This window comes from Sphingobacterium sp. SGR-19, assembly GCF_011043555.1.
In the GTDB taxonomy this organism is placed as follows: Bacteria; Bacteroidota; Bacteroidia; order Sphingobacteriales; family Sphingobacteriaceae; genus Sphingobacterium.
The window spans coordinates 1-24,773 of sequence record NZ_JAAKGS010000003.1 but is presented as its reverse complement, the minus strand read 5'-3'; the positions used below and the strand labels follow the sequence as shown (position 1 = coordinate 24,773).

Here is a 24,773-nt window from a genome sequence, read left to right as displayed (position 1 = left end):
TTGGTTTGTTAGCTAAAATTGGGATGTTCAATATTAATGCTTTCAACGGCACAAAGAAAGACGATCGTGTTGGATCTCGTAGCTGCTCTTGCAGTCGTATTGCAAGCCTTTGTTTGCCTTTAAGAACTTGATGTATTCCTTTTTGCCTACTACGTCGTCGTTGTTCACATTGCGGTACTGGAAATCATCTGCAAAAAGGAACTTGTTCAGGTCGATGCTACCCACGGTAATCGCTTCCAGGTATGTATTCAGAACCATGTCCGATTTCATGTCTTTCAAGGGATTGGCCTTCTCCGAAGCAAAGGAGCTTAGTGATGTTACCATGATCAATGCTGCTGCGATAGTTTTCAATGTCGTCTTCATGTCTGTAGTTTTTAATGTTTTATATTTAATGTCTATTATTTCTTATTTGATACTTCAAAGGTAGGATGGGAGGCTTGTTTACCGAATAACGATTAGACCAAGCTATTATATTTCTCGGTAACTGCGGTAAAAAAATCGGTGAACGTGAAGCTGAAGGGAAGGGTGTACCGGGCTGTAAATCCCTAAACGAGATAATAACAAAAAAATCCTGAAGCGGGGAGCTTCAGGATTTTTAACTAACTAACCAATTATAAACCTAAATTATGAAGTACAAATATAACGACTAAAGCACCCATTTCGTTTCTAGCAAGTGTAGATTTAACACATATTAACAAATATCAGTTCCTATATGTAGTATCAGCTTCACTATCGGGATCTCAGCCTATTTTCTTTAAATAAGAGCACTCATTACCTATCTATCGCTGATAACCGACCCAATGAAAATATTTTACTCTTGTCGCGTTTGATCTAGGGCTGCCGTTTATATTTTTATAAGGCGCCTATAGGTGAAATACATCTATGCCATTATCGCTAATATTATTAAAAAGCAGCTTTCATTATAGATTCTAAAAGTTAATTATTTATTTGAAATGAAAAAACTATATTTTTTGATAGCCATCTTTACCATCGTATTACATGCATGTACCAAGGAAAAAGAGCGGGATCTAGGTGATGTGCCTGATTCCCTACGGCAGCACATGACGGAAGGTTGTACATGTGACCCTCGGATAGGGCTTTTTAAATGGAATGAGCGCGTACTATATGTGCATTGGTACATAGGCCCTGCGTGCAACACGATTTCGAGTTATTACAATGACAACGGCGGCAAACTGGATCTGACGGCAGAAGAGCAAAACCTCTTTTGGGAACAGAAAGAACTGGTGAAGATGATCTGGGTGTGTGGCGAATGAATTAGCACTAACCAGCACATAAACTTTGAAAACCTTCGATGAGCGACTTTTATATAGATCGAGATACACTCACAGATTTGCGCCTGCTCGATAAAGACGGTGACGGGGTTTTCGACTTTTTTAATCAGACGATCACCAAAGGAGATGAGGAGGCATTATTTGATATTTTCAGAGATCCAATAACAGACCTTGAGGAAATCAAGCGTAGGCAAGCAACTATCCGTTTTTTTTTTGGATTGCGGGCACATCGAATTCAACCGGGAGTCTGGAAGATTTGAGCGGCAACAAAAAATCAAAGCCTGCATTTGCAGGCTTTGCTAACTAAACTAAACATCGGGAGATATTTCACAACATGTCCCATATTGAAACAAAAATCTAAAGTTTATTGCGGATAGGTGGTTTCCACCTTACTCACCTTCCAGCCGTCTTTTCCCTGGTTCAGCGTGATGTAATCTACGCGAGTGAAGTTGTCGAATGCCATTGTTGCCTTGGCCACGCATACCTTACCATCCTGCGATAGGATCTCGTAGCTGCTCTTGCAGTCATATTTGTTACCCTTGTTGGCCTTCAGGTATTTGATGTATTCCTTTTTGCCCGCGCGGTCGTTGTTGTTCACGTTGCGGTACTGGAAATCATCTGCAAAAAGGAACTTGTTCAGGTCGATGCTACCCACGGTAACAGCATCCACATAGGAGCCAATTACCATGACCGATTCCACGTCTTTCAAAGGATTGGTCTTTTCCGAAGCAAAGGAGCTTAGGGATGTTACCATGATCAATGCTGCTGCGATAGTTTTTAATGTCGTCTTCATGTCTGTAGTTTTTAATGTTTTATATTTAATATCTATTATTTCTTATTTGATACTTCAAAGGTAGGGTAGCGGGCAGATTTACCGAATAACGATTAGACCAAGCTCCGGTATTTCTCGGTAACCGCGGTAAAAAAATCGGTGAATGCGCTATGCATATATCTACTTGTTTGTTCATGCCAAAAGGATTGCAAGCCGGTTGCCAAAGTGATCAATGTGCTGTTTTAAAGGGGTTTGTGTTTTTTAGGGAGATTTTCCGTTGTTCGTCGGCGGACAGCTGGTGTTCGGTAATGAACAAAAAAAATCCTGAAGCGGGGAGCTTCAGGATTTTACTAACTAACCAATTATTAACCTAAATTATGAATTACCGAAATACTATCAATTCGTGTGCCTTTCTAATTTTATAATTGCATTTTAACATATTTTAACAACTGGCTCGTCCAGTAAGTAATAATTCCCTAACAATCGGCACATCCGCCAGTCGTATTCTTGTAATTCGCTTTTATCTACCCCAGATGGCCTGTGTATGCTCGGCAATAACCAGAGACCACCTGTCCATTTACAAAGAAAAGGGTAGAGGTAGAGCTGAAATTTCCATTTCAATGGAAGCTTCATCCGTTCGGAGCGTTGAAAGATCAAGATTTTGTTATTGTGTTCGATAATGGCACAGGTGACGTGAAGCATAGGTTAAAGATAAAATAATTATGGTGATTTTTTTAAGATCGTATTTCTTGACTTGTGACAAGTACTGAAGGAGCAAAAACCGGTAACTTGCAATTTATCTTATAATAATTAAACTATAAGAACGATGCTTAAAATAAATGTAAAAACAGATTGCGGACATTCCCCGAAACGCATGTTGCTTCGAGATTTTAATATAGCTTTTGGAAAGGGAGATGCTAAATTTATTGTTGGCCAAGTGACGGATGATATCATTTGGGATGTAAAGGGCGAACGAACTATTGAAGGAAAAGACAGCTTCTCCGAAGCAATTAATGAGATGAAGGAAAAAGAGGTCGCTGAAATAACCATAGAAAAAGTGATAACACACGGCAAGGAAGGTGCCGTGAACGGTATAATGAAAATGAAAGACGGCAAACAGTATGCCTTTGCAGATTTTTATGAATTTAAAAATACAACAAGCACAGCTATTAAGACTATGACTTCTTACGTAACCGTAATATAAGCCCACTTTTTCAAGAAAATTGGCTGTTCACCGTTCATAAGGTGGCAAGTTTGTATTTTTTGATCCTGACCGTTCTCCTTCTTTCGAGCAATAAGATTTTGTTCCTTACAGATGTCGACATCATTATAGGTATCTAGATAATAAAACAAAAATTAACGCTAAAATTGCAGGGATTCCCTGTTTCAAAAGAATACTTTTTGAGGCCGTGGCTGCACCATAGAAAGCAGCTACAATAACGCAGCTAAGAAAAAACACCCTTATATTGAACGACCACGCCGGATCTTGGATCAGAAACGACCAGATAAGCCCGGCCGCAAGGAAACCGTTGTATAGGCCTTGGTTGGCCGCCAGTTTTTTTGTAGGCGTAAAAAGGTGATCCGGTAACGACCCTCCGAAAACCTTTTTTCCGGTAGTTTCCCAGGCAAACATTTCTAACCACATGATGTAGATATGTTCTAAAGCTACTATAGCTGTGAACACGGTTGCGAGTATTTCCATTTTAATCAACTAATTTTTAACGTTATCAAAATCTTTCTGAGCTGCCTGTATTGATGCTATATCTCATGTCGCTCGACACTATACAAATGTATATAATAAAATAACAGTATTATCTGGAAGACAGATCAGTGAGATTATTTGTAGGTAAGACGCAGCTCAATGGCGAACTGGTTATATTGCTTTATAGATAAAGCATAAATTATATAAATTTGCTTTCTGTAATTAACATAAATAGTGTATATTTGCTTTTTACAAACAGCAAATATGGAAAGTTTATTCTTAGAATTTCATTTGAAAGTATCCCAAATATCGCTCGAGATACAACGTTATCTTGTACATCAAATAGATTTGAATAACCGACTGATTGCAATAAAAGGTGCGAGAGGTTCTGGAAAAACCACATTACTTTTGCAAGTGGCAAAGTTACATTTACCTGTAAAATCCACGTTGTATGTGAGTTTAGATCATATTTATTTCTTTGATAACAAACTTTATGAGCTAGCGAAACAGTTTTCACAATTTGGAGGTACCCATTTATTATTGGATGAGGTGCATAAATATCCGAACTGGTCTCGGGAAATAAAACTGATCTATGACAATTTTCCCGAACTCAACGTTATTTTTACTTCATCTTCTATGCTTGAAATTTATAAGTCGGAGTCTGATTTAAGCAGAAGAGCCATTACGTACTACTTGAAAGAATTGTCCTTCAGAGAATTTGTATTGTTTGAAACGAAGAAGATTTTTTCGGCCTATTCGTTTACCGAAATTTTGGATGATCATAATCGTATTGCAACCCAAATATTGGCTGAAATAAAACCCATACCTTTATTTGAAAAATACCTAAAAATAGGCGTTTATCCATATTACAAAGAAAACGAAAACGTATACATCCAAAAATTACAAAATACCATTAATCTTATTATTGAGATAGACATCAATGCAGTTGAAGAACTTCAATACGAGACATTACTAAAGCTGAAAAAACTCCTTATAACCATAGCTTCAAGTGTTCCCTTTACGCCGAACATTACAAAATTGAGTGAAAAAATAGGCGCGTCCCGAAATATGTTAGTGCAAAGCATAAAAATATTAGAACGTGCGGGATTAGTAAATGAACTATACAGAGATAATTCCGGCATCGGCGTACTTACGAAACCCGAAAAGCTATACCTAAACAATAGCAACCTGATGTATGCACTTGCAAAAGATAATACCAATATAGGGAATGTAAGAGAAACATTTTTCCTCAACCAATTTAATGGATTGCACGAAATAAATCTTTCTGAAACTGCAGATTTTGTGATTGACAAAAGCTATACATTTGAAATAGGAGGTAAAAACAAAACCAAAAAACAGATTATTAGTACAGAAAATGCGTTCGTCGCGAAAGACGGGATAGAAATAGGTTTTGGTAATATTATTCCCGTTTGGCTTTTTGGTTTTATGTATTAAATTGAAAACGGTCAAGGTTCAGTGAACCTTCCTCTTCAAACTTTTTCAACCATTCAGGCTCATCCTCTATCAGTTTTGCTAAATTAATGGCAATTTTCTTCTTAGACATGTTTCCGAACAAAAAAAATCCTGAAGCGGGGAGCTTCAGGATTTTTAACTAACTAACCAATTATAAACCTAAATTATGAAGTACAAATATAACGACTAAAGCATCCATTTCGTTTCTAGTAAGTGTATATTTAACACATATTAACAAGAGCTTGATCTTATATCCAATAATTTCCTAACAATCGTTAAAATCCGCTTTCGCCCAGTCGTAGCCCTGTAATTCGCTTTTATTTACCCAGATGGCTTGCGCGTGCTCGGCGACAGCCAACGAACTACCTGTCCATTTAATGCCTGGTCAGGTGCGGAATAAAGTCCGTACCTATCTCTTGGTGCTGATTACAATCCTATTCCATGCATTTATCGTAACAACCGCCATTATGATCTGTGCGATTTGATTTCCATCAAAAAGTTGTTCGGCCTGTCTGTACGTTTCATCGCTCAAACCGTTTTGGCTGATTAAAGTTACTTCCTCGGTTATGGCTAAAATTGCTTTCTCTTCCTTGGTAAATAACCCGGTTTCTTTCCAGGCGTTGAGCAGGAAAATTCGCTGTGCGGTTTCACCCTGCTTTAATGCATCCGAAGTGTGCATGTTGATACAAAAAGCACAACCGTTGATTTGCGAAGCACGAATTTTAATCAGATATAAATGCGTTTTAGAAAGTCCTGAATTGTGCAGATAATTTTCCAGAGCAAACATTGCTTTGAATGCATCCGGCTCAAGCTGCTGTATGTCTATTCTGTTTTCCATATTTATTTTTTGTTTGTCATTATTTAGCTTTTGAAAGCACCATTTTTATGGCTAAAAAAGTCAGTACACTGGCCATAAACCATTTTTGCGCTCTTACCCAAAGTGGATTTCTTGTAAGGAAAGAAGCCATTTTTGCGGCGGTCATTACAATAATAAAATTGATAGTGAAGCTGATAGAAATCTGTGTAATACCCAATGCCATACTCTGACCTAATATGGAGCCGTATTCGGGCTTGATAAATTGAGGAAAAAAAGACAGGTAAAATATCGCCATTTTAGGATTCAACAGATTGGTTAAAAAGCCCATCAGGAACAGTTTTCGAGTCTTGTCTATGGCAATATGCTCATTCACTTCAAAAAATGTTTTGCCATTGGGTTTAATGGCCTGATACGCCAAATACAACAAGTAAATAGCGCCCGAAATTTTCAGTATTCCGTAAGCAAACGGAACAGCCAGTAATATAGCCGTCAATCCAAATCCCGCCAGGACGATATGAAATAAAAAACCACAGATAACGCCAACTAGTGAAACAAGCCCGGCAGTTTTGCCTTGCGTGATACTTCGTGAAATAAGATAAATCATATTTGGCCCCGGGCTGATAACCATCAGGAAAGCTGCTAAAGCAAACCATAAAAGTTCATGAATCGGGATCATCGTTGTTTAAATTTAAGCTGTGAGTTTTTTGGATATCAAATTGTCCAATGAATATTTTCCACTTCCCTGAATGAACAGTGCCAGACATAAGCCGAGCATCAGCAAATGATATTCGAATCCTTCACCTTCCTTATCGCCAAACCAGTTCATGAAAAAGCCGTGCTCGAGATGTCCGCCAAATAAAATTATTCCGATAAAAAGTCCACCCAATGCAATTGCCCAAAAACGGGAGGCAAAGCCTGTTATTATAAAAATGGGTGCGAAGAACTCTATTAAGATAACTAATAGCCCCACCAGCCACGGATGTCCCATCTGTTGCAACCCCTCCAATGTTTGGGTAAACCCATAGCCACCAAACCAGCCCAACATAGCCCGTGCTCCGTGTGGGAACATAACAATGCTTATGGTCAGGCGAATGATCAGTCCTGTGTAATCGTTGTGCGTATTAAAAATTTGATTTTTCATGATTTCTTTTCTATCCTGTTTAAATTGTCTTTTTCACGAATTATTGCGTGTAATGCCCGTAATTGCTATTGTTTCCCCAATAGTTCGAATAGACTTGAAAACCCCTGATCACCATGCCCACCATCTATCCGGCGGTCCATCAGGCTTTTGATTTCCCGCATCCGAACCGTTTCAACATTTTGCGATTCACGGTGGCCAATTAAGTCATCAAACATAGCGGCCTGAACCTGAAGCGGCCCCAAGTCGGGCTTGTAAGTACCCAACTGAATTTCATTGACCATTAGGGACAGCAATGGGCCATACCCCTGTAGGGTGCCCGCAACCCGTTGTGCAAAAGCGGTTAAATCCACACCTTCTGTATGCACCAATTGAAGGGTATGCAAAAAGCCGATTAAAAATTCATAGCCAATAGTTACCTGAGCCATAAATTCCACCGCTGCTGCGCCGTACTCTTCGCCATAGTAGGTAATAGTACCCAATTTTTTCAAAATGTGTTCTTGGGAGACAAAAGCACTTGACTTCCCGCTGAACATAAACTGAGCCTTTGGTGTCCCAACATCGGGTGGGTCGGCCAGGATTTTTCCGTCGATATAGGAAGCGTTATGGCTTTCTGCCCACTCCGCAAAAACACGAGCCTGGGCAGGAGTACCGCTCGTTAAATTGATGAATACTTTTCCGGCAACCGAGCCGGTTAGCTGTCCAAGCACTTCATCTACCGCAGTATTGTTTAACAGGCAGATAACAATTTTATTGCTGGCAGCAACTGCTCCATCAAGGGTTTCCACAGTTGCAGCACCTGCCTGAATCAACGGTTTACATTTTTCAGCATTACGGTTCCATACAACCGTATCATAACCTTGATTGATAAATGCATGGGCTATCGCGGCTCCCATATTACCCAATCCAAGTACCGTTACGCTCTTCCTTTTGTTGTGAGATGTTTCTGTTTTGATGTTACTGATATTCATATTTAATTGTATTTTAAAAGTTCTGTTAGAATACTCTTCGCACAAAAAGTCCAAAGTTGCTGTAGTGTTTAGTATTTGGCCCGTATTGGTCGAAGTTTACACCCAAACCATATTGAACACCTTTATTGTCTACTCCTAATCTTGCATATTGCACGCTCTTTAAGTGCCCGTTCCAATGCATTGAAGTAATATATTGAAGCTGCAAACGCGCATAAAGATTGAAATCCTGATTTTTGCTGCCTTGATATTCCATAGAACCAAACAGCTCAAAATTGGGTTTAGACCAAACATCCATTCTCGCAAAAATGAGATACGATATATCATTTTTTTTATTGAAATACCAAACAAAAGCCGAAGGCACAAACCGATTTCCTGGGGCATAAATAGACCCCAAACCGGTTGCCCAGCGTTTATTTATTTCGTAAGTAAGATACGATTGGCTCATCACTTCAATCCCGCGTTTTTTGTCGTAAGGAAGCAAAATAGAAGACGTATTAAAAAATCCAAACGGCTTTTCCGCAATGATTTTACCGGAAAACATATGCTGATAATAGTAACTCGAATGCCCTACAGTGATTTCTACAGGTATCTGCGCCCGGCTATGTAAGTACAACATGTTGAAAAACAAGCAGGCCAACAAGTGTTTTATTATCGTTGATTCTTTCATCGTTACCTTCAGATTTCATTGTTTGCGCTAAGCTGCGTCGGAAAAATGATTACAGCCAATCACTATTTAAAATATTGACACATGAGGTGCTGAAAACGTGATAACCTATTTAGGGTATTTTCTTCCGTAGGTGATTTGTCATGTCTTTTCGTAACGAAAGAAATACTGATATGCTGCGGAATGGTTATTTTCGATAGCATTTACCTTCCCGATAGAACATCGTATCTAAACTTCGTAGTACGTTTTTTATAACACCATACGAAGATATGAAGGAGCCTGGCCGTCAATACCGTAAGTATGACGGTAAAAAATGTAGTTTTTTCTGTTTTTGATGTAATACCCGCGATTACGTAGGATTTTCAACCGTATTTTTGAACTCGGTGGGGAGTTGACCGTCGTAGCTTCTGAATGCACGGGAAAAATGAGAAGTATCTGTGTAGCCAAGTCGAAACGATACCTCCTTAACCGACATATTCCAAAAGCTCAACAGGTACTTTGCCTCCTGCATGATATGGAACTCAATCCATTTTTTTGCCGAAAGCCCGGTGTATTCAACTAATATTTCGCTCAGGTATTTTGGCGATATATGCAACTGTTCCGCATAAAAAGCAACATCTTTATACTCCGAGAAATTCTTTGAAACTAATTCTCTAAACTTTACAACGGTATGTTCTTTACCGTTGAGTTCTTTTTTATTGCCCCGGTGCCGGTTCCAGAAATATTTCTGTGAAATAATCAGGATTGAATATAGTATTCCCGATACTGCTTCGGTCTTATCAGCGATTGTTCGAAGCGTGCTGAAAAGCTGTTGCATTTCTTCAAATTGTCTGTCGGAAAGTTGGATTACACTCTTTTCATCGGGGCAAAAAAATTCAAGGGAGTAGAAAAATGACCTACTGAAATTATTTACAAAAATATCATCATAAAAAAACAACGTGTCATTCGAGGGGAAGCTGGTATTGAGCCATTGACAGGTCATTCCGGGACCAATCGTCAACAGGCTTCCTCGTGTTAAATCATAATCGGTAGTGCCTATCCTGATGTGGGCTCCTTCACCATAATACAAACCGATAGTATAAAAGTAGTTTTTAAAGGGATGGGTGATTTTTAAGTCTTCCAGACACGCTTTTGATGCCAGATAATAAGGCACCATATGGCCATCATTTTTTTGAGACCTTAAATATCTGAGCAAATCAAAGTTATCTGAATATTTTTGTGTCATAAGGAAGATGTATAAAAATACTAAAATACGTAATTATTGAATACTTGAAAACATATGATTATTTTCGTATTACTTTTCCCAATCTGCCGCCGCATCAGCCACAGCAATGGCTTCAATCTCAATCAATACATCGGGAGAAAACAGTGATGATACTTCAAAGATGGTATCTGCCGGATAAGGGGGAGTAAAGTATTTGCCCCTCAATTCGACAATCTTCTCAAAGTTCTTCATGTCCCGGAGCATAATAGTGACCTTAACTACGTTTTTCAAATTTGAACCTCCAGCCTTCAATACCTTGTCCAGGTTTTCAAAAGCCATTTGTGCCTGAGCATCAAAGTCGCCAATGCCTATCAGCTTTCCATCCTTGCCAATAGCGGTCTGCCCCGAAATAAACAATAAATCACCTACACGATGTCCCTGTGCCAGACGGAATGGTTCATAAGCATCCGGCGTAATTTTAATTTGTGAAATTTTCATTTTTTATTATTTGAAGTTATAGATGTGTTCCTTTGTGCGAACGTTTTTCCTGTAATGACCAATACTCCCTTTCTAGCTATTTTCAAGATTTAATTCTTTGATGATTTTCCGAGTATGGCTGGGGGTTGCCTCCGGCCATAACATTTCACGGTGAAGAGGAATCAAGGGTAACCGCTGTCAAATCCAGCCTTATAAGCGTTTACAGCTCCGTCGATAAAGCCCTGTTTCATTCTTTCAATATCCGTCAAGTCCATTTCTTTAGGGATTGAGCGCTCACACCTGACATAGGCGCAACCATCGTCCGGTTAATCAATTCTCTTTGCCACGCAATGGTGTTCTGAAAAATAGGATGATGTTTCATTGCTTCGTAATATTTTGAAGCAAATTTGACGGTAATTGATGGAGAAAAAATTGACCTAGGTCAAGACGGTTTATTTTTTTTCTTAATGCGGCTTATAAATTCGGCTGACACACCCAAATACGATGCAATCAGATATTGAGGTACTTTGGACGCAATGGTAGGGTAATTTTCCAAAAAGGCAAAATATCTGCTTTTGGCATCGAACACATTGTTATAGATAATTCTCTTTTGCAACACGCCAAGATAACTTTCCAATATTAACCGAAAGTACCGCTCCAAACGGGGAAGTTCAGCCAGTAATTGCTGAAAGGAATAATGGCTAATCTGTAAAACCGTCGTTCTTTCTATGGCTTGTATGTTGTATATGGATGGCTTCTGTTTGGAAAAGCTATCTAAGTCAGATGCCCACCAGTCGTCGATAGCGAAAAATAAGATTTCCTCATTGCCATTGTCAGCGTTGATGTAAAATGCTTTCAAAGCTCCCGAAACGATATAACTATCATAACGACAGGTATCGCCGTTACGCAAAAGATAGTCCCCCTTTTCCAATGTTTTCTCCGTCCAAAAACTTTCGAAAGCTAAAATTTCATCTTGTGTAAGATTTATATATTTCGAGATGTTTTTTAATAAAGTATTTTCGACCATATAAGCATTCCTTTTTCGTTTGCAATATAGTAATTATAAAGACCTGTCAGTCTCCTTTATTTCGAGATCATTGATACTTGCATGTCGTTTTTTCATGCGTGTCTTGCGTTTAGAAACGCTATACAGAGGTCGCCCTTTGATTTAAAGTGCTGATAAAAACTTGCTATTGCCCGTGACATGAAAAAAGCGAGTATTATTTTTTAGATCTTGGCCCACGCTTTAAAACTTTTACATCACTAGCGGGTAATTTTATGGATATGAGCTATGACGACGATATTTTCGATATACCTAATAGGAAGGAATATGCCGTTAGAGGCGGTATAGGGGCGAATTTCTTTATTCTCTTTAAGCTTCCGTTTCTAAGAAAAAGGAGATGAGAAAAAAGCCAAAATCAAAGCCTGCATTTGCAGGCTTTGCTAACTAAACTAAACATCGGGAAATATTTCACAACATGTCCCATATTGAAACAAAAATCTAAAATTCTTTCTAAGGATAAGTCGTTTCCACCTTGCTCACCTTCCATCCGTCTTTTCCCTGGTTCAGCGTGATGTAATCTACGCGAGTGAAGTTGTCAAATGCCATCGTTGCCTTGGCCACGCATACCTTCCCATCCTGCGATAATATTTCGTAGCTGCTCTCGCAGTTGTACTGCATACCTTTGTTAGCCTTTAGGAACTTGATGTATTCCTTTTTGCCCGCGCGGTCGTTGTTGTTCACGTTGCTGTATTGGAAATCATCTGCAAAAAGGAACTTGTTCAGGTCGATGCTGCCCACGGTAACAGCATCCATATAGGAGCCAATTACCATGTCCGATTCTACGTTTTTCAAAGGATTGGTCTTTTCCGAAGCAAAGGAGCTTAGGGATGTTACCATGATCAATGCTGCTGCGATAGTTCTCCATGTCGTTTTCATGTCTGTAGTTTTTAATGTTTTATATTTAATGTCTATTATTTCTTATTTGATACTTCAAAGGTATTACTGCATGCGGATTTACCGAATAACGATTAGACCAACCTCTTATATTTCTCGGTAACCGCGGTGAAAAAATCGGTGAATGCATATGTTGATTTGTTTGTTCATGCCAAAAGGAATGCAAGCCGGTTGCCAAAGTGATCAATGTGCTGTTTTAAAGGGGGGGGGTAGGGGGATTTCCGGATGTTCGCCGATGGACAGTAGGCGTTCGGTAATGAGCAAGAAATCCTGAAGCGGGAAGCCTCAGGATTTTTTATTTAAGGATTTGCAATAGGATACATAAATGATGTATCACTTAATCTTTTGATTATTCTTTTACCCCTATTATCTTGATACAAAAAAGAAACACCCCACTTGTTCCATAAAGTTCCCAATCTGTCCATGAACCAACCATTCCATTGGTATGATGCACAGATTCGGGATGTTGAATAGTTATAATATTTTTTCTTTTTATAGCTGTCGTGTTTGATTGCATTTTCTACTCATGTTTAAAACGATGAACCACAATGTAGTAAATTTTATTTTTATGTTTGTGTATTTATTAACAAACGTTGAACTATGGAAATTAAAGAACTAAATCTTTCTAATATTGATAATACTAATCGAGAAAAAATTATAGCGCTATATCGGCAGCTAAGTCCCGGTAAAAAATATCAGGATCTTTCTCAAGTCTTGCGGGTGGACAATGGCGTTTATCTCATTGGAAGTTTTCAAGACGGAAATCTAGTTGGTATTGCGTCAATGGCCGTCTACTGTGTTATATCCGGACGTAAAGGCTGGATAGAAGATGTCGTCGTGGATGATGCATACCGAGGACAAGGTATCGGTAGGAAATTGATAGAATATCTGCTCAAATATTCTAGAGAAATGAATTTGACGGAAGTGCTTTTATTTACGGAAAGCCACCGTATTGCAGCACGTAAGCTTTACGAAAATCTTGGGTTTAGAATAAAGGACAGTTCTATTTATGTATGGAAGCATTAATACATAGTTTGCAGGAATTCCTACTATTGTGGCGGGCAAACAAAGCCTGCATCCGCAGGCTTTGCTAACTAAACTAAACGCCTATAAAGGCAAAAGACGCGGCCCAGGAGGTCGTCCAGATGGGGGCGGCAAAGAATAGCTAAAGTCTGGACTGGCGCAAATCCGAATATTGGATGGTCTTGCTCATTATTTTTATACCTTATTTTGTAGTCAGATAAGAAAGACGACAACCTGATAAAGACTCGTTTTTGTTTCATCAAGTTTTATTTAAATTATTTAATTATGAAAATCTTAGTAATCGGAGGAACTGGTCTTGTTGGCAAAAGAGTATGTGAAAAACTGGAAAGTATGGGTAGTGAGGTAATTGTAGGGTCGCCCTCATCCGGCATCAATATCGTGACGGGGGAGGGACTGACAGAAGCCTTGGTGGGAACTGACATCGTACTCGATCTTTCTAATTCGCAATCGCCAGACGATCAAATCGCTTTGAATTTTTTCCGTACAGCAGCTAAAAATATAATTGGAGCTGAAAAGCAAGCACATATCAAGCATCATCTCGTGCTTTCGATTGTCGGCACAGACCGGGCACAGCACATAGGGTATCTGCAAGCAAAAAAACACCAGGAGGATACCGTGATCGAATCTGGTATACCCTATACTGTCATCCGCTCGACTCAATTCCATGAGCATGTAAGCACAATTATTGATGTTCAGGCTGAAGGTAGGAACGTCCATGTGTCAGCAATTGATTATCAACCCATAGCATTGACGGATGTTGTAGATTATATAGTAAAGTTTGCTTTGGAACAGCCGAAAAACAAGATAGTTGAAATTGCAGGACCTGATCTCGGATTGATGACCAACTTCGTAGAAAACTATTTGAAGGTCAAAGGCGAAGATAAAATAGTGGTACCTAATCACGATGACAAATACATGTTCCATAACATGGCGAAATCCGGATTAGTTCCGACAGGCGAATTCTTTCCAGGTAAGATACGGTTCGATGATTGGATAAGAAAATCAGAAACTATATATTAAGAACATCACTCAAAGTATATATTTTCTTTGTTGAACTTTTTTGCAAGTAGTCCGAATTTGAGATTAAAAATCGGACTATTCTTCCTTTTTCAACAAAGACATAGATCTTCCGCTAAAAATCGTATCAGAATATATAGGAGGACGCTTATCGGGATTTTTTCAGTGCATGTGCGAAAGATTGCATTTCATTTGTATTCAGCGAAGCAAAACCAAGCCTCATTCCATTGGTGTCATCCTTATATTTGTAGATACTGCCATCATTCAAGTATATGCCCTGAGCAGCAAGCCTTTCTGATAGTTGGGGTATAGAATATCCAGGGTCAAATGAGGTCCAGACGGCCATACCACCATTAGGAACATTGAATTTGGCATGATCTCCTAACGAAGAATTTAATATTTCGCAGAAATCATCCCGTCTGCTTTTGTATAGCTTAACAGATCTTCTTAAATGTCTTTGCATTTCGCCGCTATTAAAAAGATGACCAACAGATTCTTCGAACAATACGTCACCCCGAATATCTATAACTTGCTTTAATTTTGCTGCCTGCCATATAAAATCTTCAGCACCAATCAGGTATCCCAATCTGACAGTTGGAGATAAAGTTTTCGAAATTGAGCCAATGTAAAGGACAAAATTGTCGTGTTCCGCACTGGCTAAAGGTAATATTGGAGCATTCTCATAGTGAAAGTCATAATCGTAGTCATCTTCGATTACAGGAAGGCGATAACGGCGGACAACATCCAGAAGTTTGTTTCGCCTTGCAGCGCTGAGTGTAACAGTTGTCGGATGATGGTGATGCGGAACGATATAGAGGAGGCTTGGCACGGATTGTTTGCAAATGTTCTCAATTTCGTCGATATCGATGCCGTTCTCATCAACCTTAACCGTTATAAGTTTCGCACCTAACTGTTCAAAAAGCCTATCTGCCAATGGATAATTAAGGTCGCCTACCACTACGGTGCTTCCAGGCTGGAGTATCATGCTGGCTGCTACATATATTGCCAATTGTGCGCCGTGGGTGATCAAAACCTGCTCAGGTGTAACGTCAAGAGCCCTTGTCTTGGACAAAAACTGAGCAAGTTCAGTTCGCAGTAAATTACTTCCCTTTGAGCCCTCAGCTAAAAGTCTACTGTGCTCGTTCGTTCTTCCTGATAAAAATTTGTAACGATCAATTATCAAATCTAAAGGAGCAATTCTGGCATCAGGGTAACCATCATTGATCATCAATTGGTAAGGTTTTAGCTGCCTCGTTAATGGTTGCCGTACAGCAATCTGCCGATAAAATATTTTCTGATCCAGCGATAGGAATTTTTCTCGCTTATTCTCTTCAAATGATTTAGGGCTTGTTAGCGGTAAATGCTGCGTAACAAAGTTACCTTTTCGTTTTACTACTTCAAGCCAGCCTTGCGCCTGCATCTCTTCGTAAGCAGCGACAATGGTTGTACGGTTTAACTTTAGTACCGAAGCCATATCCCTAGTTGCTGGCAACTGATAGCCAGGTTTTATTTTTCCTTTTCTTATCAGTTTTATCAAACTATTAGCGATCTGTCTGAAAATGGGAATTGCCGACTGTCTGTCGACAGTAATGAGGGTACCAAAAGGTAATGTTTGAACAGCCATATTAAAACCTAGCACTCGACGTGCAAACTAATGCGGTATAATTTACGAGAAATTTTACTTATTACTATCGCATTGGAAGAATTATATGGTGCTAAGCTAGTTTCGATGTACAAATAACGACCCTCCGAAAACCTTTTCTCCGGTAGTTTCCCAGGCAAACATTTCTAGCCACATGATGTAGATATGTGCTAAAATGCGCGGTTCGCCAGTTTGTCCTTCTGCATATTGCGTTCTATCTTCGGAATCCAGAACTAACGGCAGGATTTAATCTGAGCCTGTCTTTTCTTCCACTCGAAGCCTTGCCGGAATTCGCCATCCACTAAGATGGCGAGTTTACGTTATGATACGCTAAGACTCTATGATCTATCTATTTCGTAAACAGAAAGATGAATTTCAGGCGATCGAGAAACAATTGTCTAGCGCTGTTTTTAAAACGGAGTTGAACCGTCTATGGTGTTTAGCTCTTGGCAACTCCAGTAAACTTGGACTGACAATGGAGTATATGTCCAAGTATAACATTTCGCAAGACAGCGCTGAGAGCATCGTGTCTAAGGCAAGTGTCAAATTAGATGATTTAAAGTCAGAGGCACAAAGAGCGTTAATCGTAGATGATGATATATTTGAATTGGTATCGTAGAGAAGATTTGTCTAAATATTCTAATGCGGTGGATAGGCATTTGGCGCAATTGGTCACAGAAGGAGTGCTTGACAAGATAGCACAGTGGATGTATTATAACCCTAAGCAAAGGGGTGCGACTAGCGAAGTTAGCTTCACAGTTATCAGAATTATGTACAGGCACCAAAAGGTAACTTCGACTCAGAAAATAAATTTCTAGCAGGATCAAATGTACGACGGTCAGTACAAAAATCCTCAATACATATCTCATCTAATGTGAATAGAAAGAAGGTACCCAGTCGAATACCTTCTTTTTTGAGAAGATCATTGCTAGAGTTTAAAGAAAATCTTTTTTTGATACAACCAATAGCAAAGCAACTACTGTAGTAGTACTGCGGTAACGGACACAACTATCGCTGTCGATGTAGGTTGAGTCCCTACTATTTCAAGGCTCCCACCCACAAATATATCTACTGTAGCGTTAAACCATTGCTTACCTATCGTTTCGAAAAACAGATAAATGAAAATAGGGTTCATCCCGATTACGACAAAAATCCACGCAAATCGATCGTATCCACAAAAGAAGAGGTGCTTATTCTTTTTTGATTATCGGAGTGATATCGGTAAAATCAAGTAGATATCCGGCCAATAAGCCCGCAATACCTGCAAATAGCATTTTTCGGATTTGTATTGAAGATGTTTGTCCGTTCACTAACAATTTACCTGCTAGCACTCCCCATATCGTATGCGCTGTTGTCGGAACGAAATTGAAAGCAACCCAGCCGAGTTCAAGTTAATAAAAAATTCTTCATCCGCATGGAATTTGAGAGTCTTCCTATTTAGTAGCCCAAACGGAACTGTCTTACCCATATCATCCTTTCAGGGGGTTAAAAATCAGTATTTCTGTTTTCAACAGAGAAAATACAGCGTTACCAAAAACTATCGGTTTATAATAATTCCTTAACAATAGGCATATCCGAAACTTGGTTTGATGGAAAGTCCAATTATAAACCTATATAATTTTATAGTTGAATATCTCGACGTATGGATTTCCGCTTATCCCTAACAATTCACAAAAGGCGGGTTCGGTTTTTCTACCCCTTCTTTTCAGATCTCTTATTTTCTCGATGAATTTTTCATCTTTTGACTTGATAATTTGATGCTCCTTAACCATGTGTAGATATCCAACCTGTTTCTCTGTCTCCGTAGTTGAAGCATAGATCTCCAGAGGAAGGTTATCGATTTCGAAGTCGCAAACCAGATTTTTGTCAGTATGTCTTATGGCAAACTCTGTATGCGTTGCAAACAGTCGGATCAATAGCTTTTCCAACGACTCAAAATTTTCTGGATTTAAGAGATCAATACAAAACAAATATTCAAAAGTTATCTGACGTAATAAGTAGGAAAGCGAAGTCATAAATGAAAATATGAATCTTCGCACAACACTTACAGAGCTTGAAACTGCAAACACATTGTTGAAGGAAAAAGAATCAGATTTACGATATAGCAATGATAAACGATTATTAGCAGTTTTCTCAAGACGGATTTTTTCGGGCGGATGGGTACTTTCGTTAAGAAGCAGTGAAGGATTGGATGTCTGTACAGATTTAGTATTTAATGATGTTATTGAGGATGGTGGATATATAATTGGAGATTATGTTGGGAGAAAAGGTAGAATGATGATCTCATCCTATGTATTTAATCCGTATTCAAGACGAGTTGCCTTACACTTTCGGATTGATGATCAAAAAAAACAATTGCACAAGGATTCTTATGGAGAGAGTATGTTCTCTTTTGGAAATTTATCTTGGAATAATGATTATACAATATTAAAAGGAGGAGAGAGTATTAGTTTCAATGAATTGACTTTTGAGATGCGTAAAATTATATCGGCCTAGAACCTATGACTTTGAGGGCGTGTAGATACACGCGTGTAGACAATCTTTACGTGATTCTCAAACGGAAAAGCTCACACCCCCGGATTACTGTAATTACTTTCAAGTATGACGAACGAAACAACAGCGGAATGCCCAATGAGAGCGATTACCAGAGATTGAATGAGATTGAAGAAAGTAAAATGCAACAACTTTCAGACGAAAAAGGCTATTTATACATTGGAAGAGAAACAGCAAACAACGAAGGAGATAATTATTTTGCTTGCAAAGACTTTCGCAAACCGTCGAAAGTGTTTTTTAAAAAGCAACAAGACAACAAATTTGAAGTAGAATACGATATATATATAAAGACAAATATTGGCGATCATTTGAACGATTCGGGCCGAATTAACAAAAGCTGAATCAGGATAGACTTGGTGCGAGGGACAAGGAGGTTGAAAAAGTTGATATCGAAAGGTAATTACTCTAACTTATTAGTATTTTAGAGGCCACTTTAATTAAAGAAATCATGCGACAAGGGAGAATTATCATAATATCGGGTTCACCAGGCACCGGAAAAAGCACAATCGCATCAATTGTTGCTAAAGAGTCGGATTTTTTAAAGTCCGTACATATGCACACTGACGATTTTTACCACTATATTCTGAAAGGGGCAATACCTCCATTTTTACCTGAATCAGAAGAACAAAACTTAATTGTTATTGAAGCGTTTTTGGAAGCTGCAAAGAGGTTTGCTCGTGGTGGGTTTGATGTAATTGTTGATGGAGTTGTTGGCCCTTGGTTCTTGGAGCCTTGTATAAAAGCTGTACAAGATAGTTATGAAGTCCATTACCTAATTTTAAGAGCAAGTAAGGAAGAAACCTTGAAACGAGCCATCAATCGTTCCAAATTAAGTGAAGATAGCAACTTTGAGTTGGTAGAGAAGATGTGGGAGCAATTCACCAACCTAGGTCACTATGAATCCAATATTATTGACACAACCGCGCAGTCAATTGAGCAAAGTATCTCAACGATAAGAGCTGTGATTGAAAAAAAATCGTCTTTACTTAAATCTACTGATTAAGTTATTTGGCAATGGAACAAAACCTTTACCCGGGTCAGTTATTTATAGCGAAGAAACTGAAGGGCATGTTCGTTTGACGTGCCCTAGAAGTGAGTACCTGCTCTAGCGAGGTACAAAAACCGGGCTATCATTGTTTAGAAGCCCAAATTTCTATCTCGATTTTAAGTTCTGCAAGCCCTAATCCTTTAATATAAACCACTGTCATCGATGGGTATGTCTCTCCGAATAAATTCTCCCATTCAGCATATAAGAAGTCCCAATCAATTTCTTCCGTAGCCCATATGTTGACTTTTATTATATCGTCAGGGGTTAAGCGCTGACTTTCCAAAATCTGCGCTATATTTCCAAACGTATTATGCACTTGCTCGTTTAAAGGCTCAGGAATATTCCCGTTGTTATCGACCCCGATTTGACCAGAAAAAGTATATAAATCTGAATTTCTGGGAACGATGGTTACGTGCGAGTATTTTCCAACCGGGGCGGATATATTTTTAGGGTTTATCCTGACGACTTTTAAGATATTGTTTCTACTCATATTGGTCTTGTTTATCTATATAATTAAACAAATGCGTTAATTATTCGGCGTATCCCTATTGGTGGAATACTAAATCATGCTTTTTATTTAAGCCCAAAATTATACGTTGCGAGTTTTGTAGAATTGTAAAAAACCGACAGCTGTCAAAAAATGATGGATAGCTATTCCTTCCATAGTGGAAAATTTGCCAAATGTTCGTTTGTATTAAGTAAATAATGTTTAGGGTTAGTGCCGGTAAATTCCTTAAACTCTTTAATATAATGTGATTGGTCGAAATAATCAGCTATATAGGCTAGTTCTGTGAAATTTTTAAAGTCGGTCTTACGTAGTGCGTTCAAGCTTGATTGAAACCGGACAATTCTTGAAAACGTCTTAGGCGACATTCCGACATATTGCTTTATTATTCTTTCCAAAGAGCGTTCGGATATATTCATTGCTATTTGGATTTCTTTCAGTGTTTTGCCGTCCTGCAATTGCATTGAAGCAAATTCCGCTTTGCTGTCATTGTATTTGATTTTCTGTATTAGGTTGAGAAAAAGACGGCTGATAATGTCTATTTTTTCATTTAGAAATTCAGCATTAACAAGTTTTTCAAGAATAGGTTCGTTAATAATATATTCCAAGGAGACATTTTGATTATTCAATTCAAATGCGTCTATATTGAAAAGTGCTTTTAACGCTGTCGGTTGTAAATACACTCCCATAACCTTAAACTCACCGGTAACCCTATGTTCAGTATATCTTGTTGATTGTCCATATAGGAATAGTTGAGGCATCGCCTTACCATCGTTACCAAAAAATAAATTTGGCTCGTTTTGGAATATCAGCGAAGGTAGTCCATCGGGAATGATTTTAAATGTTTTGCACGTAGTATTATCGGTAAAATCTTCTAATACCCAAAAGTACCGGATATATTCCTGTAAAGGCTTTATTGGAATAATTTTTTGATAATACATTAGCGATGCTTTTAAATTATCAAGATAAGATTTTTTTATTAGCAAGCCAAACACTGTAAATAGGATATTTCTCGACCTGTTCTTTGTCTTCTTATCCACAGAACTACGCGGTCTGAAAGTTCTTTCCCTTTAATATTGGCTGTAGTCACGAAAAGAAGCGTTCTTCGGCAAAACTCTACAAATATCCTGTTTCCGCCAACCGGCCCTACAGAGCGCTCAATTTGGTTAGTCAAAGTTAGCGACTTTGTCGCCGCATTTACGAGTAGAGTGGGCCCGACTATCTAATTGAAGGCTAAATGCTCTTTAGCTTAATACTCTGATAGACACTATACCAAAATCAGATACTTTTTACTAACTATGTGATAGAACTCCATCTACCCAAAATAAGCCGTTTCCGCAGGTAAATGGGAACGGCTCATCCAAATATGAAACGATTGTTTTATGATGAAACACCCACTTAAAATAAAAAATTATCCGTAATCTTATCATCCGCCGACGGGGTCGCTGCGGGTAAATGGATTTTTATCAGCTCGGTAGGCACTCCTAAAACCATTCATTCATCGGTCGAGCTGGAGGTATTCTTTTCGTCTCAATACTATTTAACTGATATCTGTCAACTTTATAATCTCGCCATTCCGTGCGAATTCGAAAATAGATCTACCCATAATTTTTACTTCATCTCCTTTTTTGATGCCATTAGGGAAGTCGATTGCTGCTATTGCTTCACTACGGATACGTCGTTTCCACCTTGCTCACCTTCCATCCGTCTTTTCCCTGGTTCAGCGTGATGTAATCTACGCGAGTGAAGTTGTCAAATGCCATCGTTGCCTTGGCCACGCATACCTTCCCATCCTGCGATAATATTTCGTAGCTGCTCTCGCAGTTGTACTGCATACCTTTGTTAGCCTTTAGGAACTTGATGTATTCCTTTTTGCCCGCGCGGTCGTTGTTGTTCACGTTGCGGTATTCAAAATCATCTGCAAAAAGGAACTTGTTCAGATCGATGGTGCCCACGGTAACCGCTTCCAGGTAGGTGCCTATTACTATGTCTGATTCCACGTCTTTCAAAGCATTAACATTTTCCGAAGCAAAGGAGCTTAGGGATGTAAATGTATTTTCAATTCCTTTCTGTCCATGCCAAAAGGATTGCAAGCCAGTTGCTAAAGTGCGCAATATATTGTTTTAAAGATATTTGTGTTTTTTAGGGGGATTTCCGGATGTTCGCCGATGGACAGTAGGCGTTCGGTAATGAGCAAAAAATCCTGAAGCGGGAAGCCTCAGGATTTTTTATTTAAGGATTTGCAATAGGATACATAAATGATGTATCACTTAATCTTTTGATTATTCTTTTACCCCTATTATCTTGATACAAAAAAGAAACACCCCCGCTTGTTCCATAGAGGTCAATTTTGTTGAGCAATTCTATATCCAATCCAAGCCACATCGCATTAAATAAACTTAATGTATCGCCATGAGATACGATGATTATATTTTCTTCCTCATTAGTGATGATCTCTTCATAGAACGGTAGTAATCTTTTCCAAACATCATATCTCGATTCCGCATCAGCGAAGCACTTATCATAAACCGTCAATTCTTCTTGTTCTATATTGTCCTTGAGCCATTGTACAGATTTGCCGATAGCTACTCCAAGCCCCCGTTCTTTTAGCGACGCTGTTAATTTAGGAAACAGCCCTAATTTTTTTCCTACAATTTCAGCTGTTTGTACTCCTCTCTTCAGAGTAGAAGAATAGATAACGTAGTTTTCATGTTGAATCGTTTGCTTCAAGTGACTAGAAATATTTTCCGCTAAGTGCTTCCCTTTTTCAGAAAGTTCCCAATCTGTCCATGAACCAACCATTCCATTGGTATGATGCACAGATTCGGGATGTTGAATAGTTATAATATTTTTTCTTTTTATAGCTGTCGTATTTGATTGCATTTTACAATTATGTTTAAAACGATGAATCACAATGTAGTGAATTTTATGTTTATGTGTTTATTAACAAACGTTGAACTATGGAAATTAAAGAACTAAATCTTTCTAATATTGATCATACTATTCGCGAAGAAATTATAGCATTATATAGGCAGCTAAGTCCCGGAAAAAAGTATCAGGATCTTTCCCAAGTCTTGCGGGCGGACAATGGCGTTTATCTCATAGGAGGTTTTCAAGACGGGAATCTAGTTGGTATTGCGTCAATGACTGTCTATTGTGTTATATCCGGACATAAAGGTTGGATAGAAGATGTCGTTGTCGATAATGCATACCGAGGACAAGGTATCGGTAGGAAATTGATAGAATATCTGCTCAAGTATTCTAGAGAAATGAATTTGACGGAAGTGCTTTTATTTACGGAAAGCTACCGTACTGCTGCACGCAAACTTTATGAAAATCTTGGTTTTAGAATAAAGGATAGTTCTATCTATGTATTGAAGCATTAATACATAGTTTGCAGGAGTTCCTGCTATTATAGCAAACAAAGAAAGCCTGCATTTGCAGGCTTTGCTAACTAAACTAAACATCGGGAATTATCTCACGACATGTCCCTATTGAAACAAAAATCTAAAGTCTTCTATGGATAAGTTGTTTCCACTTTACTCACTTTCCAACCGTCCTTTCCCTGGTTCAAGGTAATGTAGTCTACACGGGTGAAGTTATCAAATGCCATTGTTGCCTTGGCTACGCATACCTTGCCATCCTGCGATAGGATCTGGTAGCTGCTCTTACAGTCATATTGCATACCTTTGTTGGCTTTCAGATATTTGATATATTCCTTTTTGCCCGCACGGTCGTTGTTGTTCACGTTGCTGTACTGGAAATCATCTGCAAAAAGGAACTTGTTCAGGTCGATGCTACCCACGGTAACAGCATCCACATAGGAGCCAATTACCATGTCCGATTCCACGTTTTTCAAAGGATTGGCTTTTTCCGAAGCAAAGGAGCTTAGTGATGTTACCATAATCAATGCTGCTGCGATAGTTTTCAATGTCGTTCTCATATCTGTAGTTTTTAATGTGATGTGTATATTATTTTCTCTATTTCTTATTTGATATCTCAAAGGTAGTGTGGTGGACAGATTTACCGAATAACGATTAGATCAAGCTCCCACATTTCTCGGTAACTGCGGTAAAAAAATCGGTGAATGCGCTATGCATATATCTAATTGTCTATTCATGCCAAAAGGATTGCAAGCCGGTTGCCAAAGTATTCAATGCGTTGTTTTAAAGGTGTTTGTGTTTTTTAGGGGGATTTCCGGTTGTTCACTGGCGGACGGCTGGTGTCCGGTAACGAACAAAAGTTCTGATGAATAGTCCCGGATTTTTAAAATGGATAGCCGAGCCTAGGAAGAGTTACGGTTTCGATTTCTCGATATAAATCGCTATATTAGGAATATAAATCTAAATATGAATGAAACTCAAAAGATCCGCATTCCGATTAAACACTATCCAAGGATGTATGTCTTCAAACTAAATTAGACACATAGGTCAAATTCCTTAAGGAGTATTTTGCGTTATAAATTTATTAATTTTTGATGATTGTACAATTTTCTTT

31 protein-coding genes are annotated in these 24,773 nt (G+C 38.6%); 11 read left to right on the top strand and 20 right to left on the bottom strand.

Going from position 1 to position 24,773, the window contains the following annotated elements; translation table 11 throughout:
* Positions 1-42: 42 nt before the first annotated feature.
* A complete protein-coding gene (locus tag G5B43_RS07560; protein ID WP_165294136.1) occupies positions 43-363 on the bottom strand; it encodes a hypothetical protein in 321 nt (106 codons plus the stop codon).
* Positions 364-953: 590 nt separating this feature from the next.
* On the opposite strand from G5B43_RS07560, the gene G5B43_RS07555 reads away from it, so the two are divergent.
* On the top strand, positions 954-1,274 hold the full coding sequence (locus G5B43_RS07555) for a hypothetical protein (RefSeq protein WP_165294135.1): 321 nt from the start codon (positions 954-956) through the stop codon (positions 1,272-1,274).
* Positions 1,275-1,312: 38 nt separating this feature from the next.
* Positions 1,313-1,552 carry a hypothetical protein gene (locus G5B43_RS07550; protein ID WP_165294134.1) on the top strand — a complete coding sequence of 80 codons (240 nt, stop codon included), beginning with the start codon at positions 1,313-1,315 and terminating at the stop codon, positions 1,550-1,552.
* A gap of 104 nt (positions 1,553-1,656) precedes the next feature.
* Here G5B43_RS07550 and G5B43_RS07545 read toward each other — a convergent pair whose 3' ends face one another.
* Both G5B43_RS07545 and G5B43_RS19365 read right to left on the bottom strand, forming a co-directional pair.
* A complete protein-coding gene (locus G5B43_RS07545) occupies positions 1,657-2,085 on the bottom strand; it encodes a nuclear transport factor 2 family protein (RefSeq protein ID WP_165294133.1) in 429 nt (142 codons plus the stop codon).
* Positions 2,086-2,496: 411 nt separating this feature from the next.
* Positions 2,497-2,766 carry a hypothetical protein gene (locus G5B43_RS19365; RefSeq protein WP_240904796.1) on the bottom strand — a complete coding sequence of 90 codons (270 nt, stop codon included), beginning with the start codon at positions 2,764-2,766 and terminating at the stop codon, positions 2,497-2,499.
* Between the two features lie 124 nt (positions 2,767-2,890).
* Between G5B43_RS19365 and G5B43_RS07535 the strand changes: the two genes are divergently transcribed.
* Complete coding sequence (locus G5B43_RS07535) at positions 2,891-3,268, top strand: nuclear transport factor 2 family protein (protein ID WP_165294131.1); 378 nt, start codon at positions 2,891-2,893, stop codon at positions 3,266-3,268.
* A 123-nt stretch (positions 3,269-3,391) separates the two neighbouring features.
* Here the strand turns inward: G5B43_RS07535 and G5B43_RS07530 are convergent, their stop codons facing one another.
* Positions 3,392-3,766, bottom strand: a complete 375-nt coding sequence (locus tag G5B43_RS07530) for a DUF1304 domain-containing protein (protein WP_165294130.1) — start codon at positions 3,764-3,766, stop codon at positions 3,392-3,394.
* A 264-nt stretch (positions 3,767-4,030) separates the two neighbouring features.
* Between G5B43_RS07530 and G5B43_RS07525 the strand changes: the two genes are divergently transcribed.
* On the top strand, positions 4,031-5,221 hold the full coding sequence (locus tag G5B43_RS07525) for an ATP-binding protein (protein WP_165294129.1): 1,191 nt from the start codon (positions 4,031-4,033) through the stop codon (positions 5,219-5,221).
* A 427-nt stretch (positions 5,222-5,648) separates the two neighbouring features.
* Here the strand turns inward: G5B43_RS07525 and G5B43_RS07520 are convergent, their stop codons facing one another.
* The 9 genes from G5B43_RS07520 to G5B43_RS07480 all read right to left on the bottom strand — a co-directional run bounded on the left by G5B43_RS07520 (position 5,649) and on the right by G5B43_RS07480 (position 12,449).
* A complete protein-coding gene (locus G5B43_RS07520) occupies positions 5,649-6,077 on the bottom strand; it encodes a carboxymuconolactone decarboxylase family protein (RefSeq protein WP_165294128.1) in 429 nt (142 codons plus the stop codon).
* 19 nt (positions 6,078-6,096) lie between these two features.
* On the bottom strand, positions 6,097-6,732 hold the full coding sequence (locus G5B43_RS07515; protein WP_165294127.1) for a LysE family translocator: 636 nt from the start codon (positions 6,730-6,732) through the stop codon (positions 6,097-6,099).
* 12 nt (positions 6,733-6,744) lie between these two features.
* On the bottom strand, positions 6,745-7,197 hold the full coding sequence (locus G5B43_RS07510) for a DoxX family protein (protein ID WP_165294126.1): 453 nt from the start codon (positions 7,195-7,197) through the stop codon (positions 6,745-6,747).
* Between the two features lie 65 nt (positions 7,198-7,262).
* Positions 7,263-8,165 (bottom strand): NAD(P)-dependent oxidoreductase, encoded by a 903-nt coding sequence (locus tag G5B43_RS07505; protein ID WP_165294125.1) that lies wholly within the window; start codon positions 8,163-8,165, stop codon positions 7,263-7,265.
* 25 nt (positions 8,166-8,190) lie between these two features.
* A complete protein-coding gene (locus tag G5B43_RS07500) occupies positions 8,191-8,832 on the bottom strand; it encodes a hypothetical protein (RefSeq protein ID WP_165294123.1) in 642 nt (213 codons plus the stop codon).
* A gap of 346 nt (positions 8,833-9,178) precedes the next feature.
* Positions 9,179-10,054 (bottom strand): helix-turn-helix domain-containing protein, encoded by an 876-nt coding sequence (locus tag G5B43_RS07495; RefSeq protein WP_165294122.1) that lies wholly within the window; start codon positions 10,052-10,054, stop codon positions 9,179-9,181.
* A gap of 69 nt (positions 10,055-10,123) precedes the next feature.
* On the bottom strand, positions 10,124-10,531 hold the full coding sequence (locus tag G5B43_RS07490; RefSeq protein WP_165294121.1) for a RidA family protein: 408 nt from the start codon (positions 10,529-10,531) through the stop codon (positions 10,124-10,126).
* Between the two features lie 421 nt (positions 10,532-10,952).
* Positions 10,953-11,537 (bottom strand): Crp/Fnr family transcriptional regulator, encoded by a 585-nt coding sequence (locus G5B43_RS07485; protein WP_165294120.1) that lies wholly within the window; start codon positions 11,535-11,537, stop codon positions 10,953-10,955.
* A 486-nt stretch (positions 11,538-12,023) separates the two neighbouring features.
* Positions 12,024-12,449, bottom strand: a complete 426-nt coding sequence (locus G5B43_RS07480) for a nuclear transport factor 2 family protein (RefSeq protein ID WP_165294118.1) — start codon at positions 12,447-12,449, stop codon at positions 12,024-12,026.
* 618 nt (positions 12,450-13,067) lie between these two features.
* On the opposite strand from G5B43_RS07480, the gene G5B43_RS07475 reads away from it, so the two are divergent.
* Together G5B43_RS07475 and G5B43_RS07470 are read left to right on the top strand one after the other, a co-directional pair.
* Positions 13,068-13,493: a GNAT family N-acetyltransferase gene (locus G5B43_RS07475; protein ID WP_165294117.1), complete on the top strand. Its 426-nt coding sequence runs from the start codon at positions 13,068-13,070 to the stop codon at positions 13,491-13,493.
* A 282-nt stretch (positions 13,494-13,775) separates the two neighbouring features.
* Positions 13,776-14,531: an SDR family oxidoreductase gene (locus G5B43_RS07470; RefSeq protein ID WP_165294116.1), complete on the top strand. Its 756-nt coding sequence runs from the start codon at positions 13,776-13,778 to the stop codon at positions 14,529-14,531.
* A 145-nt stretch (positions 14,532-14,676) separates the two neighbouring features.
* On the opposite strand, the gene G5B43_RS07465 is transcribed toward G5B43_RS07470, so the two are convergent.
* Positions 14,677-16,152, bottom strand: coding sequence for a PLP-dependent aminotransferase family protein (locus tag G5B43_RS07465; RefSeq protein WP_165294115.1), 1,476 nt, complete (start codon positions 16,150-16,152; stop codon positions 14,677-14,679).
* Between the two features lie 358 nt (positions 16,153-16,510).
* Between G5B43_RS07465 and G5B43_RS07460 the strand changes: the two genes are divergently transcribed.
* The gene (locus G5B43_RS07460; protein WP_165294114.1) at positions 16,511-16,789 is read left to right on the top strand and encodes a hypothetical protein; all 279 of its coding nucleotides are present in this window, start codon (positions 16,511-16,513) and stop codon (positions 16,787-16,789) included.
* A 991-nt stretch (positions 16,790-17,780) separates the two neighbouring features.
* Here G5B43_RS07460 and G5B43_RS07455 read toward each other — a convergent pair.
* Complete coding sequence (locus G5B43_RS07455) at positions 17,781-18,185, bottom strand: DUF4269 domain-containing protein (RefSeq protein WP_262887166.1); 405 nt, start codon at positions 18,183-18,185, stop codon at positions 17,781-17,783.
* A gap of 10 nt (positions 18,186-18,195) precedes the next feature.
* Between G5B43_RS07455 and G5B43_RS07450 the strand changes: the two genes are divergently transcribed.
* The 3 genes from G5B43_RS07450 (at position 18,196) to G5B43_RS07440 (ending at position 19,726) form a co-directional block, all read left to right on the top strand.
* A complete protein-coding gene (locus tag G5B43_RS07450) occupies positions 18,196-18,666 on the top strand; it encodes a hypothetical protein (protein WP_165294112.1) in 471 nt (156 codons plus the stop codon).
* Positions 18,667-18,671: 5 nt separating this feature from the next.
* A complete protein-coding gene (locus G5B43_RS07445; RefSeq protein WP_165294111.1) occupies positions 18,672-19,064 on the top strand; it encodes a DUF695 domain-containing protein in 393 nt (130 codons plus the stop codon).
* Positions 19,065-19,171: 107 nt separating this feature from the next.
* On the top strand, positions 19,172-19,726 hold the full coding sequence (locus G5B43_RS07440) for an AAA family ATPase (RefSeq protein ID WP_165294110.1): 555 nt from the start codon (positions 19,172-19,174) through the stop codon (positions 19,724-19,726).
* A gap of 127 nt (positions 19,727-19,853) precedes the next feature.
* On the opposite strand, the gene G5B43_RS07435 is transcribed toward G5B43_RS07440, so the two are convergent.
* The 4 genes from G5B43_RS07435 to G5B43_RS07420 all read right to left on the bottom strand — a co-directional run bounded on the left by G5B43_RS07435 (position 19,854) and on the right by G5B43_RS07420 (position 23,159).
* The gene (locus G5B43_RS07435) at positions 19,854-20,261 is read right to left on the bottom strand and encodes a RidA family protein (protein ID WP_165294109.1); all 408 of its coding nucleotides are present in this window, start codon (positions 20,259-20,261) and stop codon (positions 19,854-19,856) included.
* A 161-nt stretch (positions 20,262-20,422) separates the two neighbouring features.
* A complete protein-coding gene (locus G5B43_RS07430) occupies positions 20,423-21,217 on the bottom strand; it encodes a helix-turn-helix domain-containing protein (RefSeq protein ID WP_165294108.1) in 795 nt (264 codons plus the stop codon).
* 726 nt (positions 21,218-21,943) lie between these two features.
* The gene (locus G5B43_RS07425) at positions 21,944-22,390 is read right to left on the bottom strand and encodes a nuclear transport factor 2 family protein (RefSeq protein WP_240904795.1); all 447 of its coding nucleotides are present in this window, start codon (positions 22,388-22,390) and stop codon (positions 21,944-21,946) included.
* A 118-nt stretch (positions 22,391-22,508) separates the two neighbouring features.
* Positions 22,509-23,159 carry a histidine phosphatase family protein gene (locus G5B43_RS07420; RefSeq protein ID WP_165294107.1) on the bottom strand — a complete coding sequence of 217 codons (651 nt, stop codon included), beginning with the start codon at positions 23,157-23,159 and terminating at the stop codon, positions 22,509-22,511.
* A gap of 77 nt (positions 23,160-23,236) precedes the next feature.
* Between G5B43_RS07420 and G5B43_RS07415 the strand changes: the two genes are divergently transcribed.
* The gene (locus G5B43_RS07415) at positions 23,237-23,662 is read left to right on the top strand and encodes a GNAT family N-acetyltransferase (protein ID WP_165294106.1); all 426 of its coding nucleotides are present in this window, start codon (positions 23,237-23,239) and stop codon (positions 23,660-23,662) included.
* A gap of 131 nt (positions 23,663-23,793) precedes the next feature.
* Here the strand turns inward: G5B43_RS07415 and G5B43_RS07410 are convergent, their stop codons facing one another.
* The gene (locus G5B43_RS07410; protein ID WP_165294105.1) at positions 23,794-24,219 is read right to left on the bottom strand and encodes a nuclear transport factor 2 family protein; all 426 of its coding nucleotides are present in this window, start codon (positions 24,217-24,219) and stop codon (positions 23,794-23,796) included.
* Positions 24,220-24,773 lie beyond the last annotated feature (554 nt).

Coding starts and splice junctions, on each gene's coding strand:
- G5B43_RS07410 (WP_165294105.1), bottom strand. CDS start 24,219: ATGAGAACGACATTGAAAACTATCGCAGCAGCATTGATTATGGTAACA.
- G5B43_RS07460 (WP_165294114.1), top strand. CDS start 16,511: ATGATCTATCTATTTCGTAAACAGAAAGATGAATTTCAGGCGATCGAG.
- G5B43_RS07555 (WP_165294135.1), top strand. CDS start 954: ATGAAAAAACTATATTTTTTGATAGCCATCTTTACCATCGTATTACAT.
- G5B43_RS07505 (WP_165294125.1), bottom strand. CDS start 8,165: ATGAATATCAGTAACATCAAAACAGAAACATCTCACAACAAAAGGAAG.
- G5B43_RS07515 (WP_165294127.1), bottom strand. CDS start 6,732: ATGATCCCGATTCATGAACTTTTATGGTTTGCTTTAGCAGCTTTCCTG.
- G5B43_RS07470 (WP_165294116.1), top strand. CDS start 13,776: ATGAAAATCTTAGTAATCGGAGGAACTGGTCTTGTTGGCAAAAGAGTA.
- G5B43_RS07480 (WP_165294118.1), bottom strand. CDS start 12,449: ATGAAAACGACATGGAGAACTATCGCAGCAGCATTGATCATGGTAACA.
- G5B43_RS07465 (WP_165294115.1), bottom strand. CDS start 16,152: ATGGCTGTTCAAACATTACCTTTTGGTACCCTCATTACTGTCGACAGA.
- G5B43_RS07500 (WP_165294123.1), bottom strand. CDS start 8,832: ATGAAAGAATCAACGATAATAAAACACTTGTTGGCCTGCTTGTTTTTC.
- G5B43_RS07535 (WP_165294131.1), top strand. CDS start 2,891: ATGCTTAAAATAAATGTAAAAACAGATTGCGGACATTCCCCGAAACGC.
- G5B43_RS07420 (WP_165294107.1), bottom strand. CDS start 23,159: ATGCAATCAAATACGACAGCTATAAAAAGAAAAAATATTATAACTATT.
- G5B43_RS07475 (WP_165294117.1), top strand. CDS start 13,068: ATGGAAATTAAAGAACTAAATCTTTCTAATATTGATAATACTAATCGA.
- G5B43_RS07450 (WP_165294112.1), top strand. CDS start 18,196: ATGAATCTTCGCACAACACTTACAGAGCTTGAAACTGCAAACACATTG.
- G5B43_RS07445 (WP_165294111.1), top strand. CDS start 18,672: ATGACTTTGAGGGCGTGTAGATACACGCGTGTAGACAATCTTTACGTG.
- G5B43_RS07560 (WP_165294136.1), bottom strand. CDS start 363: ATGAAGACGACATTGAAAACTATCGCAGCAGCATTGATCATGGTAACA.
- G5B43_RS07520 (WP_165294128.1), bottom strand. CDS start 6,077: ATGGAAAACAGAATAGACATACAGCAGCTTGAGCCGGATGCATTCAAA.
- G5B43_RS07415 (WP_165294106.1), top strand. CDS start 23,237: ATGGAAATTAAAGAACTAAATCTTTCTAATATTGATCATACTATTCGC.
- G5B43_RS07525 (WP_165294129.1), top strand. CDS start 4,031: ATGGAAAGTTTATTCTTAGAATTTCATTTGAAAGTATCCCAAATATCG.
- G5B43_RS07440 (WP_165294110.1), top strand. CDS start 19,172: ATGCGACAAGGGAGAATTATCATAATATCGGGTTCACCAGGCACCGGA.
- G5B43_RS07495 (WP_165294122.1), bottom strand. CDS start 10,054: ATGACACAAAAATATTCAGATAACTTTGATTTGCTCAGATATTTAAGG.
- G5B43_RS07545 (WP_165294133.1), bottom strand. CDS start 2,085: ATGAAGACGACATTAAAAACTATCGCAGCAGCATTGATCATGGTAACA.
- G5B43_RS07530 (WP_165294130.1), bottom strand. CDS start 3,766: ATGGAAATACTCGCAACCGTGTTCACAGCTATAGTAGCTTTAGAACAT.
- G5B43_RS07455 (WP_262887166.1), bottom strand. CDS start 18,185: ATGACTTCGCTTTCCTACTTATTACGTCAGATAACTTTTGAATATTTG.
- G5B43_RS07435 (WP_165294109.1), bottom strand. CDS start 20,261: ATGAGTAGAAACAATATCTTAAAAGTCGTCAGGATAAACCCTAAAAAT.
- G5B43_RS07430 (WP_165294108.1), bottom strand. CDS start 21,217: ATGTATTATCAAAAAATTATTCCAATAAAGCCTTTACAGGAATATATC.
- G5B43_RS07550 (WP_165294134.1), top strand. CDS start 1,313: ATGAGCGACTTTTATATAGATCGAGATACACTCACAGATTTGCGCCTG.
- G5B43_RS19365 (WP_240904796.1), bottom strand. CDS start 2,766: ATGCTTCACGTCACCTGTGCCATTATCGAACACAATAACAAAATCTTG.
- G5B43_RS07485 (WP_165294120.1), bottom strand. CDS start 11,537: ATGGTCGAAAATACTTTATTAAAAAACATCTCGAAATATATAAATCTT.
- G5B43_RS07490 (WP_165294121.1), bottom strand. CDS start 10,531: ATGAAAATTTCACAAATTAAAATTACGCCGGATGCTTATGAACCATTC.
- G5B43_RS07510 (WP_165294126.1), bottom strand. CDS start 7,197: ATGAAAAATCAAATTTTTAATACGCACAACGATTACACAGGACTGATC.